General features: G+C 71.2%; 15 protein-coding genes and 1 tRNA gene. 11 read left to right on the top strand and 5 right to left on the bottom strand.

What is annotated here, in order from left to right; translation table 11 throughout:
• The first annotated feature begins 1 nt into the window (after position 1).
• The 10 genes from OG276_RS37500 to OG276_RS37455 all read left to right on the top strand — a co-directional run bounded on the left by OG276_RS37500 (position 2) and on the right by OG276_RS37455 (position 9711).
• Entirely contained in the window at positions 2–1255 is a 1254-nt protein-coding gene (locus OG276_RS37500; RefSeq protein ID WP_266913743.1) for an MCE family protein, read from the top strand.
• Positions 1252–2307 (top strand): MCE family protein, encoded by a 1056-nt coding sequence (locus OG276_RS37495; RefSeq protein WP_266913741.1) that lies wholly within the window; start codon positions 1252–1254, stop codon positions 2305–2307. The genes OG276_RS37500 and OG276_RS37495 overlap by 4 nt, the downstream gene beginning before the upstream one ends.
• On the top strand, positions 2304–3350 hold the full coding sequence (locus tag OG276_RS37490; RefSeq protein WP_266913739.1) for an MCE family protein: 1047 nt from the start codon (positions 2304–2306) through the stop codon (positions 3348–3350). Before OG276_RS37495 ends, OG276_RS37490 begins: the two co-directional genes overlap by 4 nt.
• On the top strand, positions 3347–4375 hold the full coding sequence (locus tag OG276_RS37485) for an MCE family protein (protein ID WP_266913737.1): 1029 nt from the start codon (positions 3347–3349) through the stop codon (positions 4373–4375). The genes OG276_RS37490 and OG276_RS37485 overlap by 4 nt, the downstream gene beginning before the upstream one ends.
• Entirely contained in the window at positions 4372–5658 is a 1287-nt protein-coding gene (locus OG276_RS37480; RefSeq protein ID WP_266913735.1) for an MCE family protein, read from the top strand. The genes OG276_RS37485 and OG276_RS37480 overlap by 4 nt, the downstream gene beginning before the upstream one ends.
• Positions 5655–6950 (top strand): MCE family protein, encoded by a 1296-nt coding sequence (locus OG276_RS37475; RefSeq protein WP_266913733.1) that lies wholly within the window; start codon positions 5655–5657, stop codon positions 6948–6950. The genes OG276_RS37480 and OG276_RS37475 overlap by 4 nt, the downstream gene beginning before the upstream one ends.
• Positions 6947–7489: a hypothetical protein gene (locus tag OG276_RS37470; protein ID WP_266913731.1), complete on the top strand. Its 543-nt coding sequence runs from the start codon at positions 6947–6949 to the stop codon at positions 7487–7489. The genes OG276_RS37475 and OG276_RS37470 overlap by 4 nt, the downstream gene beginning before the upstream one ends.
• A 92-nt stretch (positions 7490–7581) precedes the next feature.
• Positions 7582–8283, top strand: a complete 702-nt coding sequence (locus OG276_RS37465; RefSeq protein ID WP_266913729.1) for a hypothetical protein — start codon at positions 7582–7584, stop codon at positions 8281–8283.
• Between the two features lie 27 nt (positions 8284–8310).
• The gene (locus OG276_RS37460; RefSeq protein WP_266913727.1) at positions 8311–8856 is read left to right on the top strand and encodes a hypothetical protein; all 546 of its coding nucleotides are present in this window, start codon (positions 8311–8313) and stop codon (positions 8854–8856) included.
• Positions 8857–8904: 48 nt separating this feature from the next.
• Entirely contained in the window at positions 8905–9711 is an 807-nt protein-coding gene (locus OG276_RS37455) for a hypothetical protein (protein ID WP_266913725.1), read from the top strand.
• A gap of 303 nt (positions 9712–10014) precedes the next feature.
• On the opposite strand, the gene OG276_RS37450 is transcribed toward OG276_RS37455, so the two are convergent.
• Positions 10015–10545: an RICIN domain-containing protein gene (locus tag OG276_RS37450; RefSeq protein WP_266913723.1), complete on the bottom strand. Its 531-nt coding sequence runs from the start codon at positions 10543–10545 to the stop codon at positions 10015–10017.
• Positions 10546–10887: 342 nt separating this feature from the next.
• Positions 10888–11469, bottom strand: coding sequence for a DUF6817 domain-containing protein (locus OG276_RS37445; protein WP_266913721.1), 582 nt, complete (start codon positions 11467–11469; stop codon positions 10888–10890).
• Positions 11470–11812: 343 nt separating this feature from the next.
• Between OG276_RS37445 and OG276_RS37440 the strand changes: the two genes are divergently transcribed.
• Positions 11813–11886: transfer RNA gene (locus tag OG276_RS37440), tRNA-Met, on the top strand.
• Positions 11887–12080: 194 nt separating this feature from the next.
• Here OG276_RS37440 and OG276_RS37435 read toward each other — a convergent pair.
• The 3 genes from OG276_RS37435 to OG276_RS37425 all read right to left on the bottom strand — a co-directional run bounded on the left by OG276_RS37435 (position 12081) and on the right by OG276_RS37425 (position 15969).
• On the bottom strand, positions 12081–12965 hold the full coding sequence (locus OG276_RS37435; RefSeq protein ID WP_266913719.1) for a phosphatase PAP2 family protein: 885 nt from the start codon (positions 12963–12965) through the stop codon (positions 12081–12083).
• 151 nt (positions 12966–13116) lie between these two features.
• Entirely contained in the window at positions 13117–14070 is a 954-nt protein-coding gene (locus OG276_RS37430) for a YihY/virulence factor BrkB family protein (protein ID WP_266913717.1), read from the bottom strand.
• Positions 14071–14226: 156 nt separating this feature from the next.
• The gene (locus OG276_RS37425; RefSeq protein ID WP_266913715.1) at positions 14227–15969 is read right to left on the bottom strand and encodes a diacylglycerol kinase family protein; all 1743 of its coding nucleotides are present in this window, start codon (positions 15967–15969) and stop codon (positions 14227–14229) included.
• Between the last annotated feature and the right edge of the window lie 174 nt (positions 15970–16143).

Here is a 16143-nt window from a genome sequence, read left to right as displayed (position 1 = left end):
GATGAGCAGCCCACGTGGTGAAACCCTGCGTCGCCGGCTCGCCGGAGTCGTCTTCCTGCTGGTCCCCGCACTCCTGGTCTGGCTGGCGATCGCCGTCTACGACAAGCAGTTCACCGCCAGCACCCCGATCACCATCGAGACGAGCAGCGTCGGAAACGAGATGCATCCGGGCGCCGAGGTCAAACTGCGCGGTGTCGTCATCGGCGAGGTCCGTTCCATCGACGCCACCGACTCGGGAGCCCGGCTCACCCTCGCGATGAACCCGGCCGCCCTCGCCGACATCCCCTCCGACGTGCGCGCCCAGATGCTGCCGACGACCCTGTTCGGCGAACGGTTCGTGGCGCTCGTCCCGCCGCAGACGCCTTCTCCGAAGCCCATCGGCGCCGGGGCCGTCATCCCCGAGGACCGCTCCAGCAACGCCGTGGAACTCCAGCAGGTCCTGGACAACGTCCTGCCGATGCTCACCGCCGTCCAGCCGCAGAAGCTCTCCGCCACCCTGTCCGCCGTTTCCCAGGCCCTCGAAGGACGCGGCGACAAGCTCGGCGCCACGCTCGCCCAACTGGACTCCCACCTGGAGAAGTTCAACCCCGAACTGCCCACGCTCAACCGGGACCTGCACGAACTCGTGAAGGTCAGCAACCTGTACGCGGACGTGGCACCGGACATCGTCACGGCGCTCACCGATTTCACCACCACCAGCGGCACGCTCGCCGAGAAGGAGAGCGAGCTCGCCGCCACCTTCGGGGCCACCACCCGTACCGCCCAGGACGTCACCACCTTCCTGCGCCAGAACAAGGACAACATCATCCGGCTCAGCGCCACCGGCAGGCCGACCCTGGAGCTGCTCGCCGAGTACTCCTCGTCCTTCCCCTGCACCCTGCGCACCCTGGCCGAGTTCGTGCCCGCCATGGACAAGGCGCTCGGCAAGGGCACCGACCAGCCGGGCCTGCACGTCAACGTCGTCACCGTGCCCTCACGCGGGGCGTACGTACCCGGCCGCGACACCCCCTCGTACACCTCGGGCGGCGGTCCGCACTGCTACCCCGTGCCCTACCTCGGTGTCCCGGCGGCCCCCGCCGCGCGGGCCGCGGCGGCGGCCGAGCAGAACCTCGGGCCCGCCAACTCCCCGCAGGAGAACGAGTTCCTGAACGAGCTCCTCGCCCCCGCGGCCAAGAAGCAGCCCGGCGACCTGCCCGACTGGAGCAGTCTGCTGGCCGGACCCGCGTACCGCGGCACGGAGGTGATCCTCAAATGACGAACGACCTCGCCCACACCCGACGGCGCCCCCTGACCGGCCCGCTGGTCAAGTCCTTGATCTTCGTCCTGGTGACCGCCCTCGCCACGACCGTGCTCGCGCTCAGCATCGCCGACACCGGCGTGAGCTCCGGCACGCGCTCGTACAAGGCGCTGTTCACCGACGCCACCGGGCTCATCGACGGGGACAGCGTACGGATATCGGGCGTGAAGGTCGGGGAGGTCACCGACGTCCGGGTCGTCGACCGGCGCACCGCCCAGGTCAGCTTCAGCATCCGCGACGACCGCACGCTCCCCGGCTCGGTGACCGCCTCGGTGAAGTACCTCAATATGGTCGGGCAGCGCTACGTCGCCCTCGACCGGGGCAGTGGTGACGTGGCCGGCGTCCTGCAGCCCGGCTCCACCATCCCGCTGGACCGCACGAAGCCCGCGCTCGACATGACGCTGCTCTTCAACGGGTTCAAGCCGCTCTTCGAGGGCCTGTCGCCGAGTGACGTCAACGACCTCGCCGGCTCGCTCGTCCAGGTCCTCCAAGGCGAGGGCGGCACGGTCGACAGTCTGATCCGGCACATCGGTTCGCTCACGCAGACCGTCGCCGCCAAGGACCAGGTGATCGGCCAGGTCGTCACCAACCTGAACACCGTTCTGGACACGCTCAACACCCGCGAGGCCGCCTTCGGGGACCTCGTCGTCACCCTCCAGAAGCTCGTCACGGGCTTCAACGACGACCGCAAACCCCTCGGCCAGGCCGTCCAGGCGATGGGCGACCTGACCACCACGACCGCGGGACTCCTCCAGGACGGGCGCGCCCCCCTGAAGCAGAGCATCGGCGAACTGGGCCGCCTCTCGAACACCCTCGGCGACCACGCTCCGCAGATCGAGGACTTCCTCAACAGGAGTCCGGCCAAGATGACCGCCCTGGCCCGGCTGTCCTCGTACGGATCGTGGTTCAACCTCTACCTCTGTGAGGCCCGCGTGAGCGGTGTGAGCACCTCCGACGGCTCCAAGCCGCCGACCGGCATCGCCGTCACCGAATCGAGGTGCCGAGGATGAGCCGCCCGCGAGGGTTCGCCCCCGTCAAGGACCGCAACCCCGTCGCCGTAGCCGTCGTCGGACTCGTCGCGCTCGCCCTGATCGCCGTCCTCGCCTACAACGTGGACCGCCTGCCGTTCGCCGGCGGGGGCACCGCCTACAGCGCCGACTTCACCGAGGCCGCCGGCCTCGGCACCGGCGACGAGGTGCGCATCGCCGGGGTCAAGGTCGGCAAGGTCACCGGGGTCGCCCTCGACGGGCCCAAGGTGAAGGTGACGTTCGAGGTCGGGGACGCCTGGGTCGGCGACCGTTCCACCGCCGCCATCGCCATCAAGACCCTGCTCGGCGACAAGTACCTGGCCCTCGACCCGCTGGGCTCCGGCCGCCAGGACCCCGGCAGTCGCATCCCGCTGGCGCGCACCACGTCCCCGTACGACGTGACTCAGGCGTTCCAGGACCTGAGCGGCACGGTCGACGCCATCGACACGAAGAAGCTCGCCGAGAGCTTCGAGACGATCTCCGACACCTTCAAGGACTCGCCGCCGAATGTGCGCAGCGCCGCCACCGGCCTGTCCGAGCTGTCCAAGTCCGTCTCCAGCCGTGACGCCCAGCTGTCCCAACTCCTAGGAGGGAGCCGTACGTTCACCAAGACGCTGGAGGGCAAGAAGTCCAGCTTCGAGACCCTTCTGGAGGACGGCGGCTCGCTGCTCGGCGAGTTGAAGAACCGGCGCGATGCCATCCACGCGCTGCTCACGGGCAGTCGTGCCCTGGGAACGCAGCTCAGCGGCATCGTCGACGACAACGACCGCCAGCTCGGTCCCACGCTCAAGGCCCTCAGCCGCGTCACCAAGGTCCTGGAGAAGAACAGCAGCCAGCTCGACAAGACCCTCGCGCTCGTCGGCCCGTACTACCGGCTCGTCGGCAACACCCTCGGCAGCGGCCACTGGTTCGACAGCTACCTGTGCGGAGTCGTACCCCGGAACTACCTGCCGGAGGCGTCGCAGCCCAAGACCGGATGCCGGCCGCCGCAGCAGAAGGCGTCGGCGAAGGGGAGCGGGGAATGATGAGCACACCCAGAAGGCCCCTCGTCCTCGGGCTCGCCATCGTGGTGCTCGCGGCCTGCGGACTCGTCGCCGTACGCGTCCTGGAATCCGACGGCACCCGTGTCACCGCCTACTTCGACCGCGCCGTCGGCGTCTACGCCGGATCCGACCTGAGGATCCTCGGGGTGCGCGTCGGCGAGGTCGAGTCCGTGCAGCCGGAAGGCACCCGGGTACGCGTCCGTCTCCGCGTCGACGAGGGCGTACGCGTCGCAGGCGACGCCCGTGCCGTCATCGTCGCCCCCAGCATCGTCGCGGACCGGTACGTCCAACTCACCCCGGCGTACAGTTCGGGCCCCGCCCTCACCGACGGCGCCCAGCTCGCGGCGTCCCGCAACCGCACCCCTGTCGAGATCGACCAGCTGTACGCCTCGATCACCGAACTCGGCAAGGCCCTCGGCCCCGACGGCGCCAACTCGACCGGCGCCCTGTCCGGCCTGCTCGACACCGGCGCCAAGAACCTCAAGGACAACGGCGACGCGATCGGTACGTCCATCCAGGAGTTCGGCAAGGCGGCCAAGACCCTCGACGGAAGCAGCGACGACCTGTTCGCCACCCTCAGCCAGCTCCAGACGTTCACCACCATGCTCAAGAACAAGGACGGCGACGTGCGCACCGCCCAAGAGCGCCTCGACGACGTGGTGACCTTCTTCGCCGACAACAAGGACGACCTCGCCGGCGCCCTCACCGAACTCGGCAAGGCCCTCGCCCAGGTGAAGACCTTCATCCAGAACAACCGGGGCGAACTGAAGCAGAACGTCGACCGGCTCGTCCCGCTCACCCAGTCCCTCGTAGATCAGCGGGCCTCCCTCGCCGAGGCACTCGACGTGGCCCCGCTCGCGGCGGGCAACGTGGTGGGTGCGTACAACAAGGACACCCGCACCCTCGACGGACGGGCCAACCTGAACGAGATCAGCATGGGCGGACCGCTGCTCCCGCTGCCCGTGGCCGGTGGCTCCTCGGCCACCAGTGGGAAGGGGGACCGGTGAAGCTCAGCGGACCCATCACGAAGCGCCGAGTACCCTTCACCGGCAAGGCCGCCGGGGCCGGGATCGGCGGGGTCGTCGCCCTGGGCGTGGCCGTGGTCCTCACCGTGACCCTGCTCCCCACGGACCTGCCCCGCTTCGACGGGATCGAGGACCTGCCGCTGCCCGGGGGCGCCGACCTCGGCTCCCACCCGTACACGGTCACCGCCGAACTGGCCGACGTCCTCAGCCTCGTCCCGCAATCCGCGGTCAAGGTCAACGATGTCGCCGTCGGCCGCGTCACCGAGATCCGGCTGGGAACCGGCGACTGGACGGCGCGCGTCACCATGAAGATCAACGGCGACATCCGCCTGCCTTCCGATGCGAGCGCCCGCCTGCAGCAATCGAGCCTGCTCGGCGAGAAGTTCATCGAGCTCACCGCACCCGCCAAGGACGCGGGCGGTGCGCGCCTCACCGACGGCAGCACGATCCCGCTCGCCCGCACCAGCCGCAACACCGAGGTCGAGGAGGTCTTCGGCGCCCTGTCCCTGCTGCTCAACGGCGGCGGGGTCAACCAGCTGAAGACCATCACCAAGGAGCTGAACTCCGCGCTCGGCGGACGCGAGCCCGAGGTCCGCTCGATGCTGGAGCGGGTCAACACCCTCGTGACCAACCTCGACGCGCACCGGGACGACATCACGCAGGCGCTCGACGGGGTCAACCGGCTCTCCGCGACCCTCGCCGAGCGGAAGAAGGACGTGGGAACGGTCCTCACCAATCTCTCTCCGGGCCTCAAGACCTTGGAGAACCAACGGGGTTCGCTCCTGACCATGCTGCGCGCCCTGGACACGCTGTCCGGTGTCGCCGTCTCCACCATCAACGCCGGCAAGGACGACATGGTCGCCGACCTCAAGGCACTCGCGCCGACCCTGAAGGCACTCGCCGACGCCGGCGCCGACCTGCCCGACTCGCTCCAGGCGCTGCTGACGTACCCCTTCACCGACGAGGTGATGCGGGGCATCAAGGGCGACTACCTCAACACCTACCTCTCCATCGCCGCCGAACCGGGCACCCAGGTCATCCCGCCGCTCGTCCCGCAGACCACGCCCAGCCCGACGCCCACCGCCGCGCCCGATCCGGGCGGCGCCGCCCGCGGGGGCGCGTCCGGCAGCAGTTCCACCAAGCCTCCGTCCCCGCTGCCGCTGCCGCCCGTCCAGAGCGTCGGCCCGGCCGGGCGGGCATCCTCCCCGAGCGCACTGAGCTCACCGAGCACCACCGGAGCGAAGGACGGAGGGAAGACCCGGTGATCACCCTCGCCGTACGGCTGAAGAACCTCGCGTTCCTCGTCATCGCCGTCCTCGCCCTAGGCTTCCTCGGCATCCACTACGCCGACCTCGGCCGCTACGTCGGCGTCGCCGACCACTACACCGTCAACGTCCACCTCGCCCGCACCGGCGGCCTGTTCCCCCACTCCGACGTCACCTACCGGGGCGTCTCCGTGGGACGCGTCGGCGCCATCGACCTCACCGCCGACGGGGTCGTGGCCCGGCTGCGCATCAAGAAGTCGGCCGCCCGCGTCCCCGCCGACGCGAAGGCCGTCGTCGCCGGACTCTCCGCCGTCGGCGAGCAGTACATCGATCTGCGGCCCGACAGCGACCAAGGCCCCTACCTCGCGGACGGGGCCCGCATCGACCAGGCCGACACCGAGGTGCCCGCGCCCGTCACCGACCTCTTGACCAGCATGAACGACCTCACCCGGTCCGTCCCGCTCGACTCGCTGCGCACGGTCGTCGACGAACTGGGCAAGGCCTTCGAGGGGCACGGTGACGACCTCCAGGCCCTGATCGACGGCGGCAGCGCGTTCGTGCAGGCCGCCGACCGCTCCCTGCCCGCGACCACCCGCCTCATATCCGACGGTGAGGTCGTCCTGCGCACCCAGGCCGAGGAGGGCCAGGCCATCCGCGACTTCGCCACCGGCGCACGCGACCTCGCCGTCACCCTGAAGGGATCCGACGGCGACGTACGGCGTCTGCTCGCCGTCACCCCGGGCGCGGGCACCCAGATCAGCGGCCTCCTGCGCGACCTGGACCCCAGTCTCGGAGTGGTCCTCGCCAACCTGCTCACCACCTCGGAAGTCGCCGTCACCCGCCAGCGCGGCATGGAGGAGCTCCTCGTGAAGTTCCCCGCGGCCGTCTCCGCGGGCGCCACCACCGTCGACGGAGGACGGATGAACCTCGGCATGGCCGTCACCTTCTTCAAGCCCCTGCCCTGCACTTCCGGCTACGGCGGTACGCGCTACCGCAACGGCCTCGACCTCGGCACCGCACCCGCCCTCAACACCGGGGCCTCCTGCACCAGTGCGGCCTCGTCCGGGACCAACGTGCGCGGCTCAGCGAACGCCCCGAAGGGCGGCCCCGTTCCCACCCCGGCCCAGCCGGGTTCGCTCCCCTCGGGCAGCGCCGGCTCCGCCGCCGCGCCCGGGCCCCTCGCACTGCCCGGCGCGCTCGCCCTGCCGGGTGCCCTCGCCCTGCCGGGCCAGGACGGCGGGCCCACCGACATGGCCGGGCTGCTCGGCCTCGGCGCCGGGGGCGGCCGGTGAGACGGGCACGCGTCCTCGCCGGCGCCGGACTGGCTGTGGCGCTCGCCTTCTGCGGGACCGGAGCCTGGACGTACGCGCAGGCCCGTACCGACGACGGTCTCGCCTTCAGCCGGGAGCGGGACACCGTCCTCGCCCAGGGCCGCGATCGCATCGCGGTGCTCAACACCCTGGACGCGTCCACGCGTGAACACGCGGAGGCCGGGATCAAGGCGTGGCGCGACGCTTCCACCGGGCCGCTGCACACCGAACTGGGCGCCACCCGGCCGGCGGTGGGCGCCTCGGCTCGCGCCGACGTCACCGAGGTGGCCGTCACCGCGCTGGACACCCGGGCGGGTACGGCGAAGCTCATCGCGACGGTGCGCGTCGACGTCACGCCCCAGGGGGGCTCGAAGGCGACGAGCGACCGCAAGCGGCTCGAAGCCGTCCTGGAGCGTACGGGCGACGCCACGTGGAAGGTCAAGGCGCTCAGCGCCGTTCCGGCGGCGAGCGCGGACGCCGCCGGTTCCGGGACCGCTACCGGGGGGAGCGAGGCGAGGTGACACGGTTGCTGCGGAAGACGACGGACAGGCGCGCGGAGGCCCGGGGGCCGGAGATGGCGGAGGGGCCGGAGGCAGCGGTCGCAGAAGACGCGATGGCGGGGTCAACTGGCGTCGCGGCCGAACACGATGGAGCGGAACCGGCCGACACCGAGGCGGAGGCGGAGGCGACCGGACCCATCGGCGCGGCCGGGACGAGCACGCCCGCCGAGGGCGGGGCCGGCAGTGACTCCGACGACCACGACGGCGCGGATCTCCGCGACTCCGGCTCCCCCTCCCCCTCCCCCTCTCGCTTCGGCGGCAGGTGGCGCACGGCGGCCTTCGCGGCAGCCGTCGCCGTCCTGCTCCTGGGCGGAAGCGCCTTCTTCTACGGCGCGCACCACCTGCGCTCCACCCCCTCCGCCCAGAACCGCGCCCTCACCGACACCGCGGCCACCGAGCGGGTGAGCGGCGAGGTCAGTGACGGCCTGGCCAGGATCTTCTCCTACACGCCCACCGGCGCCGACGCCACCGAGCGATCGGCCCGGTTGGTCCTCGCGGGGCGGGCCGCCAGGCAGTACGGCGACCTGTTCGCCCAGCTCCGCGCGAACCTGGAGACGCAGAAGATCACCCTCAGCACGCAGGCCGTCCGTACCGGGGTGATCGAGCTGGACGGGAACACCGCTCGGCTACTGGTCCTCCTCGACCAGACCTCGCGGCGGGACGAGGGTGCCACCACCTCGTCGGCGGCCCAGCTCACCGTCACCGCGCAGTTCCACGGTGACCGGTGGCAGATCGTCGACATCAAGGCCCGCTGAGAGATGCGCGGGAGAGAAGAGCACCCCATGACACGCACGGTCCGCGCCCGCACCGGCACCCGGCCGGTCCTGGCCGCCGCCCTCGGGCTCACCCTCCTCACAGGCGGCTTCGCCGCGTGGGCGGCCCAGGACTGGTACGGGGCGAGCCATGACGAGTCCGCCGCGTACGCCGTCCAGCGCGACCAGGCGCTCGCGGCGGCGGAACAGGCCGTGCAGAACCTCAACACCCTCGACCACGCCAAGGTGGACCAGGGCCTCGACCTGTGGGAGTCGTCCACGACCGGCGACCTGCACGACCAACTCGTGCAAGGGCGCACGGAGTTCACGACTCAGGTCAAGGCGGCGAAGACCGTGACGACGGCCCGGGTGCTGTCCGGCGCCGTCACCGAGCTGGACGACCGCGCAGGGCGGGCCAGGGTGCTGGTCGCCCTGCGCATCACAGTGAAGACGGCCGACGACAAGAGCAGCGACAAGGACAGCCGCATGCTCGGTGAACTGACCCGTTCCGGGAGCCAGTGGAAGCTCAGCGCGCTGGGTCAGGCACCCGTCGGCGGTACGGCGTCCTCCGGCTGACCGGCCGCCGTACCGCGAAAGACGCCCGCACCCGAGAGGACACGCACGATGTCGACGACCCGCCACCTCATCAACCGCCAGCGCCGCCGTCAGGCCGTCGGCAACCCGTCGGTCCCCGCAGCGCACGCGACCGACGGCACCAGTTCGGAGGAGGTCCTCGGCGACGCGTCCCACACACCCGTGGGCCTCCTGCCCGAGCCCGGGCCATCCCGGACACCGATGGGGAAGACGGCAGCCAAGCGAAAGACGGCCGGCACGAAGCGGCAGGACCCGCCGGAATCGGGCGAAGAGGCCGGGGTGTCCGGCAGGGTCAAGGTCGATGGGAAATACCTCACTCCCCTCCTGATCCTCTGCACGCTCACCGTCCTCCTCGGCGCCTTCGCCGGATTCGCCCACAGCCGGGCCTCGGCACTGCGGAACGATCCAGTGCGCGCCAACACCGCGCTCACCGACCTCGCCCGTACCAGCGAGATCAAGGGACAGACCGCCAAGGCCGTCGCTTCCCTCTTCTCCTACGACCACGCGAAGCCCGCGGCCTTCGAGAGCGCGTCGAAGACCCTGCTCACGGGCAAGGCCGTCACCCAGCACCGGGCGCTCTTCGGCGAGGTCCTCGCCCAGGCCGAGAAGCAGAAGACGGTGATCACCACCGCCGTCACGGACAGCGCCGTCGAGCGGATCGACGGCGACCGGGCACGGGTCCTGGTCTACGCCGACCAGAGCAGCGTGAGCACGGCGGGGACCGAGAAGCAGAGCCCCCAGAACCAAGGCGTGTACGCGGGCGCGATGCTCGCCCTCGACTTGGTGAACCGCGACGGACACTGGCTCGTGGAGGGAATCGACACCTTCGGCCGCTGAGCACGGCACGGGTACCACCGCGGCTCTGACGCACACGGCGATACTCGTCCTGCCAGTTGTCCATCGTGAAGGTCACGATCGGAATCACGGCCTCGACTGGACGCGTTCCCCACCGGGATCGGCGCTGCATTCGAACTGCTGCGAAAACGTCCCGCTCTATCCCTGGGAACCCGCAGGAACTCCCATCGGGCAGGGTCGGACTCCGCTTCAGCCATCCCTCTGAACACCGCGGGGAACGCGGCAGGCTGTCCATCCGTGCGAATGGGCGGGCGTCGGGCAGGTGCCCGGCGCCCGCCCGGGGGCTCAGGCCCTGATGCTGAAGCGCTGGTTGGCGCCGCCGGTGCACGTCCACAGCCGCGCGGGGGCGCCCGCCTGCGTGCTCCAGTCGGCTATCTCCAGGCACTTGTTGTAGACGTACGAGGGGTTCGTGACGAAGCTGGACTGGCCGTAGAAGGTCTGGTTGAGGCCCCAGTGGCAGTCCCACTGGTTGGCGGTCGCACCGTTGTTGGTCTTCCAGCCGCCGATCTCCATGCACTTGCCGCTGTTGACGTTCACGTAGAAGTACGACTCGGCGTCCGCCAGGGACCAGCGCTCCCACTTCTGGTTGGCGCCACCGGTACAGGGCCACTGGCGGACGGCCGCGCCGTTCGCCGTGCTCCAGTCCGCCACCTCGAGACACTGGCCGGAGTGCTGCGCGCGGATCTCCACGACGCCCAGGTAGTAGATGTTCGGCACAGCCTGGGCCGGAGCGGCCGAGAGGCCGAGGACGAGGCCGAGGGAGGCGGCAAGAACAAGCAGGCCGTGCCGGGCACGGACGAACGCGTTGGGCTTCATAATCCTCTGCAATCCATAAGGGAGAATCCGGCGAGCGGCCGGAAACTGCCGTTCATGATCGCATAGGTGTGCGACATAACTGACTTGTGTCACACGGCACTTGGGGCGTGAAGGGTCGCGCGGGTCCGACGGGTCGGCGCAGCCGATTCCTCTACTCCCCTCCCCGGAGGTGCCAGGAGTGGGCCTGCTCCAAGCCCCCATCCGTGACGGCCCAGGCGAACACCAGTGGGTCGTCCCGTTCGACCACGTGGGATACGGTCCGCCACTCTCTCCGATCTGCTGGTGCCGGTTGTAGCCACGTCGCCCCCAAGCAGGATTCCTTGATCCACTTTACCAACAGGCCTATAGCGGACGGTTGTCCGTGAGCTGAGAGGCGGAAGTGGCAAGTACTGTGCGGCACTCGGACCAGGCGGCAGCACTCAGCAAGTCCTGGAGTCTGGCGAACAGGGCGAGCAGCTCATGCCCCCACTTCTCGCGGAACGCGGAATCGATGATGGCGAGATCGAGTTCGTTGGCCGCCGACAGTTCGGTGAAGTCCCGGCACAACTGCGCCCCTGGAAAGGAGGAGTGGCCGTCGAACCTGTCGCGGAAGGCCGCGTCGGCCCGGTCGAGAGCCGGGTACGTGGCCTTCCGGTCGCATGAGGCGTACAGGTACACGATGGCCTCGGCCTCGGCGCCGATCACCGCTGCAAGGTCATTGCGCCGGTCCAGTGGCAGCAGCACTGTGGGGAAACCGTCGGTGCCGTAGAACGCGTGACACAGGCCCGCGAGTTGGAGGGCCGGACGGGCCTTCCATGTCGCCAGCCGCGCCTGTACGCGCTGGAGGTGGGTAAGGAGGGTTCCGCCGGGGTGGGCAATGCTTTCGGCACCGAGCTCACGCAGCAGGGTGACCGCCCGATGAGTCGTGGCAGGAAGATCAGGCACGGTGTCCGGGTCCCTTCGACAACGGCTTGGTCGGCACCCGCACAGCGCCTTCGCCCGGCCGGATCCGCACGAAGGCGCCGGACGGCTTGCCGCCCGGGCCCTGCAACCTTCTGGCACTCCGGCACCCCGGTCAATCCTGGGAATTGCTCCGCGCACCCCAGCTGTGGCTTGGGTGCTTTGGCTCTGGATGACCTGCGCGTGTTCGTGGCCGTGCGTCGGGCAGAAGCCTGGTCTGGGACGGCGCCGAGCACGGTTCGACCTCGGCCGACGACGCTCCTGCCCCTGAGCAGGGGAAAAGATGGTGAAGGGCGGTCCTGCGGTGGCGTAGAGTGAGGTTTACCGACGCGGGGTGGAGCAGTTCGGTAGCTCGCTGGGCTCATAATCCAGAGGTCGCAGGTTCAAATCCTGTCCCCGCTACTGAACAGAAGGGCCCGGATCCACAAGGATCCGGGCCCTTCTGCTTGCCCTAGAGCGCGGCGGGCGTCGCGGTACGCCTGTACAGAGCCCTCGCCGACGGCGGCAGCAAGCCCCGGGCCCAGCTCACACCCCCCGGCGCCGGCGTGCGCCTCGTGGTGCCGTGCCGGACGTGCACCCGGAAGGGCAGGTCCGCCTCAACGTGGCTGATCAGATCCGTTGGCTGGCCTACGGGGGCCGTGACCGCGCGAGCCGGCCGCTCCGCCGGGAGCTGCTGCTCCTTCCGGAACGGTCGGGGGCGCCTCGGGGTCGGGATCCGTGAGCTCCGGTTCCAGGCCCTCGGTCACCGTCGTGCGACGTCGTCCGGTGTCCGTCCGCCAGGCTTCGAAGGCCAGTGTCGTTGCGGTGACCACGGCGAGCCCCAGGAGCCAGCCGCCGACGACGTCACTGACCCAGTGGACCCCCAGGGCGACGCGCGTGTAGCCGACGCCCACCACGGTGACCAGCGCGAGCGCCCAGGGCAGCGGGCGCCACCTGGGCGGTACCACGGGCAGCAGGACCAGGAGCAGGACGGCGCACGTGGTGGTGGCCGTCATCGTGTGTCCGGAGGGGAAGGAGAAGCCGGGCGCGTGGGCGACGGGATCCGGGAGGTGCGGGCGCGCCCGTTCGACTGCGGTCTTGGCCAGGAGCCCGATCAGGCCGCCGGCGACCGCCGTGACGGAGGCCCAGGCCGCCAGCCGCCAGGCCCGCCGGCCCACGAGCCAGGCCACGAGCGCGGCCACCAGGAGGCGCATGGTCACCGGATCCCACACGAAGTCCGAGAGGACGCGCAGGAGGCGGACGCCGTTCGGGTGGGCGAGCGCGGCGGTGTGCAGGCGCTCGGCCGTCGCGCGGTCCAGCCGGTGCAGCGGAGGCCACCGGGACTCCACCAGGACCAGGGCGAGTACGAAGGGCACGGAGGTGAGGGCGGTCGCGGCCGCGGCGAGCACGAGTCTCGCGCCGAAGGTGGCGTCCGGCCCGGCATGCCGCGTCAGCAGGCTCCGTAGCGGTCGTCGTCGAGAACTGTCTGTGCGCCGTGCCATGGTGGCGGGTTCCTCTCGTGTGCCGGTGGCGGTCCTCCGGCCGCCGACGAACGGGATCAAGACGGGGAAGGGATGGAGGTGGGGGCCGGATGGAGGTGGGAACCGGAGCGGTGAAGGGGGCTGGGGCTGGTGCCGGGGCCGGGCCGGGGCGTCAGACACCGGGGTCGGCCGTGACCGGCTCCCGCACCCCCGCCCTCACCGCTTCCAGTTGAGCTGCGAAGGAGAGGCCGAGGAAGAGCGCCATCGAGGTGAGGTAGGACCAGAGCAGCAACGACACGATCGTGCTGAGGGGCCCGTAGACGCTGGTGAACGAACTGCTTTCGCCGATGTACAGGCTCAGGGCCCAGGTCGCCAGGTTCCACAGCAGCAGGTGGACGACGGCCCCGAAGGCCAGCCAGGTGTAGCCGGGCTGACGGCGGCGCGGGGAGAGCCGAAAGATCGCGCTGGTGGCGAGGACGGCGAGCAGGACGCCGAGGGGCCAGCGCAGCAAATCCCAGGCCCGCACCGTAGCGGGAGAGAGCTGGTAGACCTCGCCCAGCGCGTGGGTGAGGTGGGTGCCGGTCACGGTGAGGATGAAGCTGAGTCCGAGCGGAAGACCCGCGAGCGCCGACATCACCAGGCCGCGGGTGTACTTCTTGAGGAAGGGCCGGTCCCGCTCGTTGCCGTATATGCGGTTGGCGCCCCGCTCGACCTGGCAGAGGCTCGTGGTGACGTTGACGAGCGAGAACAGCAGGCCCAGCCACAGCGCCGCCTGGCCGCCGTCGCCGGCATGGCGTCTGCTCTCGCTGAGCGCCTCGTCCACGACCGCCTGACCGGGGCCGCTGGCGAGACCTCGGATGGTGAGCTCGACCACGCGGCCCGCGTCCTCGGTGTGCAGGACGCCGGACAGCCCCACGGCGGCGATGGCCAGCGGGACGATGGACAGGACTGTTTGCAGGGCGAGCGCGCGGGCGTGGCTGAAGCCGTCCGCGTAGCGGAACCGTACGAAGGAGTCGCGTGCGAGGCTCCAGCCGCCGTAGCGGCGCAGCGCCGTCCACGCCTCGTCGGCGGACAGTTCCTCACCGCTCACGTCGTGCTGCTGCGGTACCCGTCGCGCCGTGCCCATCGCGTTCCTGCCTTCTCGTGGAGCCTACGAAACCTGCGGAGCCGTCCCGGGCCCGCTTCCGACCTGCGGAGCCGGCCCGGACCGGCGGGGCCCGAGCGGGCCCGCCGAGCGGCGGTCGGCCGACGGGCCGGGAACCCGTACGCGGTCGGCCGCGCCTCAGGGCACCGGGCCGGGAGCCGCCGGAAGGGGCGCGGCCCGTTCGGCAGGTGCACCGGCCTCTTCCGCGGCGGCGGCAGCCCAGGGCGCGCGGGGCAGGTACACCCGCAGGGCGCCCGGTTCGACCTCCGCGGTGAGGCGGACGCCGTCGCGCACGGCATCGCCGTCGAGTTCGCGCGGTTGTGGAGCGGCGCAGCGGACGTCGATCCGGGTCGCGGTGAAGTACTCCAGCGCTCCCCCGGCTTCGCTGCGCCCGGCCACCGTCCCGCCCCCGGCCACCGTCCCGCCCCCGGCCGCTCTGGCGGCCCCCGCTCCGGTGGGTGCCGTCACGCCGCGGCCCAGGAGGTGCGACACGAGGTGGCCGGCTGCGGTGAACCATCCGGCTGCGCCCTGGGGGTCGAACAGCACCACGTCCAGGCGCCCGCTGTCCGGCCGCGCCGTCGGCAGGAGCGGCAGGCCGCCTTGGAGCGTGCCCACGTTTCCGATGACGACCATGCGGGCGCGGCGCCGTCGGGGGCGGCCGCCGTCGATGCGCACCGTCAGCCGGACACCGGGATCGTTCAGGTGCCGCACGGCCGACAGGACGTACGCGGCCCAGCCCATCCTCGACTTGAGCCGCGGGGAGGCGTCCCGGACCATGGCGGCGTCGAACCCGGCGCCGGCCATGACGGTGAACCGCGTCGGCGCGAGGCCGTCGCCCCAGACCCGGCCGACGTCGATCCCGAAGCTGTCGCCCGTCAGGGACCCGTCGAGGGCGGCGACCGGGTCCATCGGGAGACCGAGGTTCCGGGCGAGGAGGTTCCCGGTGCCGCAGGGCACCAGGACCAGCGGGATCCCGGTGCCGGCCAGAACGTCGGCGCAGGCGCGCAGGGTGCCGTCGCCCCCGCAGACCACCACGAGGCGGGGCCGGACGGCCGGGAGCTCCTCGGCCAGGGTGCCGCAGGCTCGTTCGGCGGAGGTCAGGATCCAGTGCACGTCCCGGTGGCCGTGGCCGCGCAGCACTGCGCCCAGCCGGTCGGCGAGTGCGTCAGGGCAGCCGTGCGGGTGGCGCACCACGATGACAGGACCGCCGGTGCGGGGGTCGGGCACCGGGCCGGGCCGCGGTGCGCGGGCCTGCTCCGGAGTGGACTCGCGCCCGTACAACAGCGCGAACCCGACGATCAGCAGGGTCGCCGTGCCGTTGAGCAGGCCACCGACGACATCGCTGGGGTAGTGCATGCCCCGGTAGAGCCTCACCAGCGCGACGGCCGGCGCCATCAGGAGCAGGGACCCGGCCACGGCGTAGCGCCAGGGGCCGCGCATGCGCAGCACGGCGATGACGGCGAGGCCCCCGTAGAGGGCGAGGGCCGCTCCGACGTGTCCGGAGGGGAAGCTCGACGTCGGCGGCGCCACGTCCAGCTGGGGTACGTCGGGACGGGGGCGGTCGACGAAGGACGTCACCAGCAGGAAGATCGCCGACTGCACGGCGACCGAGGCTCCGAGGAAGAGCGCTTCGGTCCGGAGCGGGAGGCGGGGAAGCGTGAGCAGGCCGACGATGCAGACCAGGGCCACGCCTATGACCGCCTGCGTGCCGGCGAGCAGCGAGAAGAACTCCGATACCGCGTTGGCGACTTCGCCGCGGCGCTCCACCAGGTCCCGGGCGGCCGATCCTTCCTCCGACAGCGGCCGGCGCCGGGCCGCGGGCCCGGTGACCAGCCGTCCCAGGCCCACCATGAGGGCGGCCTGGGCAGGGAGGAGGAGCAACGGCCATGCACCGCGCACCGAAGGACCGCGAGTTCTTCTCATGCGGCGCTTTTGGCCCGTCAGGGCCGGATGATGCGCGGAGCGTGGACCTAACCAGCCTGCAGGCGCCCTCGAAGGCCGCGAGCTTGCCGGAGAGACGAACGATGGGCTGAAGCGATGCGGCCACCCCGGACG

The organism is Streptomyces sp. NBC_00086, from assembly GCF_026343255.1.
Lineage (GTDB): Bacteria > Actinomycetota > Actinomycetes > Streptomycetales > Streptomycetaceae > Streptomyces.
This window is presented reverse-complemented; position numbering and strand designations above follow the sequence as displayed.

Bases quoted from the DNA above. Each gene is read 5' to 3' on its own strand.
- OG276_RS37500 (WP_266913743.1), top strand. From the start codon at position 2: ATGAGCAGCCCACGTGGTGAAACCCTGCGTCGCCGGCTCGCCGGAGTC.
- OG276_RS37490 (WP_266913739.1), top strand. From the start codon at position 2,304: ATGAGCCGCCCGCGAGGGTTCGCCCCCGTCAAGGACCGCAACCCCGTC.
- OG276_RS37450 (WP_266913723.1), bottom strand. From the start codon at position 10,545: ATGAAGCCCAACGCGTTCGTCCGTGCCCGGCACGGCCTGCTTGTTCTT.
- OG276_RS37430 (WP_266913717.1), bottom strand. From the start codon at position 14,070: ATGGGCACGGCGCGACGGGTACCGCAGCAGCACGACGTGAGCGGTGAG.
- OG276_RS37455 (WP_266913725.1), top strand. From the start codon at position 8,905: ATGTCGACGACCCGCCACCTCATCAACCGCCAGCGCCGCCGTCAGGCC.
- OG276_RS37485 (WP_266913737.1), top strand. From the start codon at position 3,347: ATGATGAGCACACCCAGAAGGCCCCTCGTCCTCGGGCTCGCCATCGTG.
- OG276_RS37435 (WP_266913719.1), bottom strand. From the start codon at position 12,965: ATGGCACGGCGCACAGACAGTTCTCGACGACGACCGCTACGGAGCCTG.
- OG276_RS37460 (WP_266913727.1), top strand. From the start codon at position 8,311: ATGACACGCACGGTCCGCGCCCGCACCGGCACCCGGCCGGTCCTGGCC.
- OG276_RS37495 (WP_266913741.1), top strand. From the start codon at position 1,252: ATGACGAACGACCTCGCCCACACCCGACGGCGCCCCCTGACCGGCCCG.
- OG276_RS37465 (WP_266913729.1), top strand. From the start codon at position 7,582: ATGGCGGGGTCAACTGGCGTCGCGGCCGAACACGATGGAGCGGAACCG.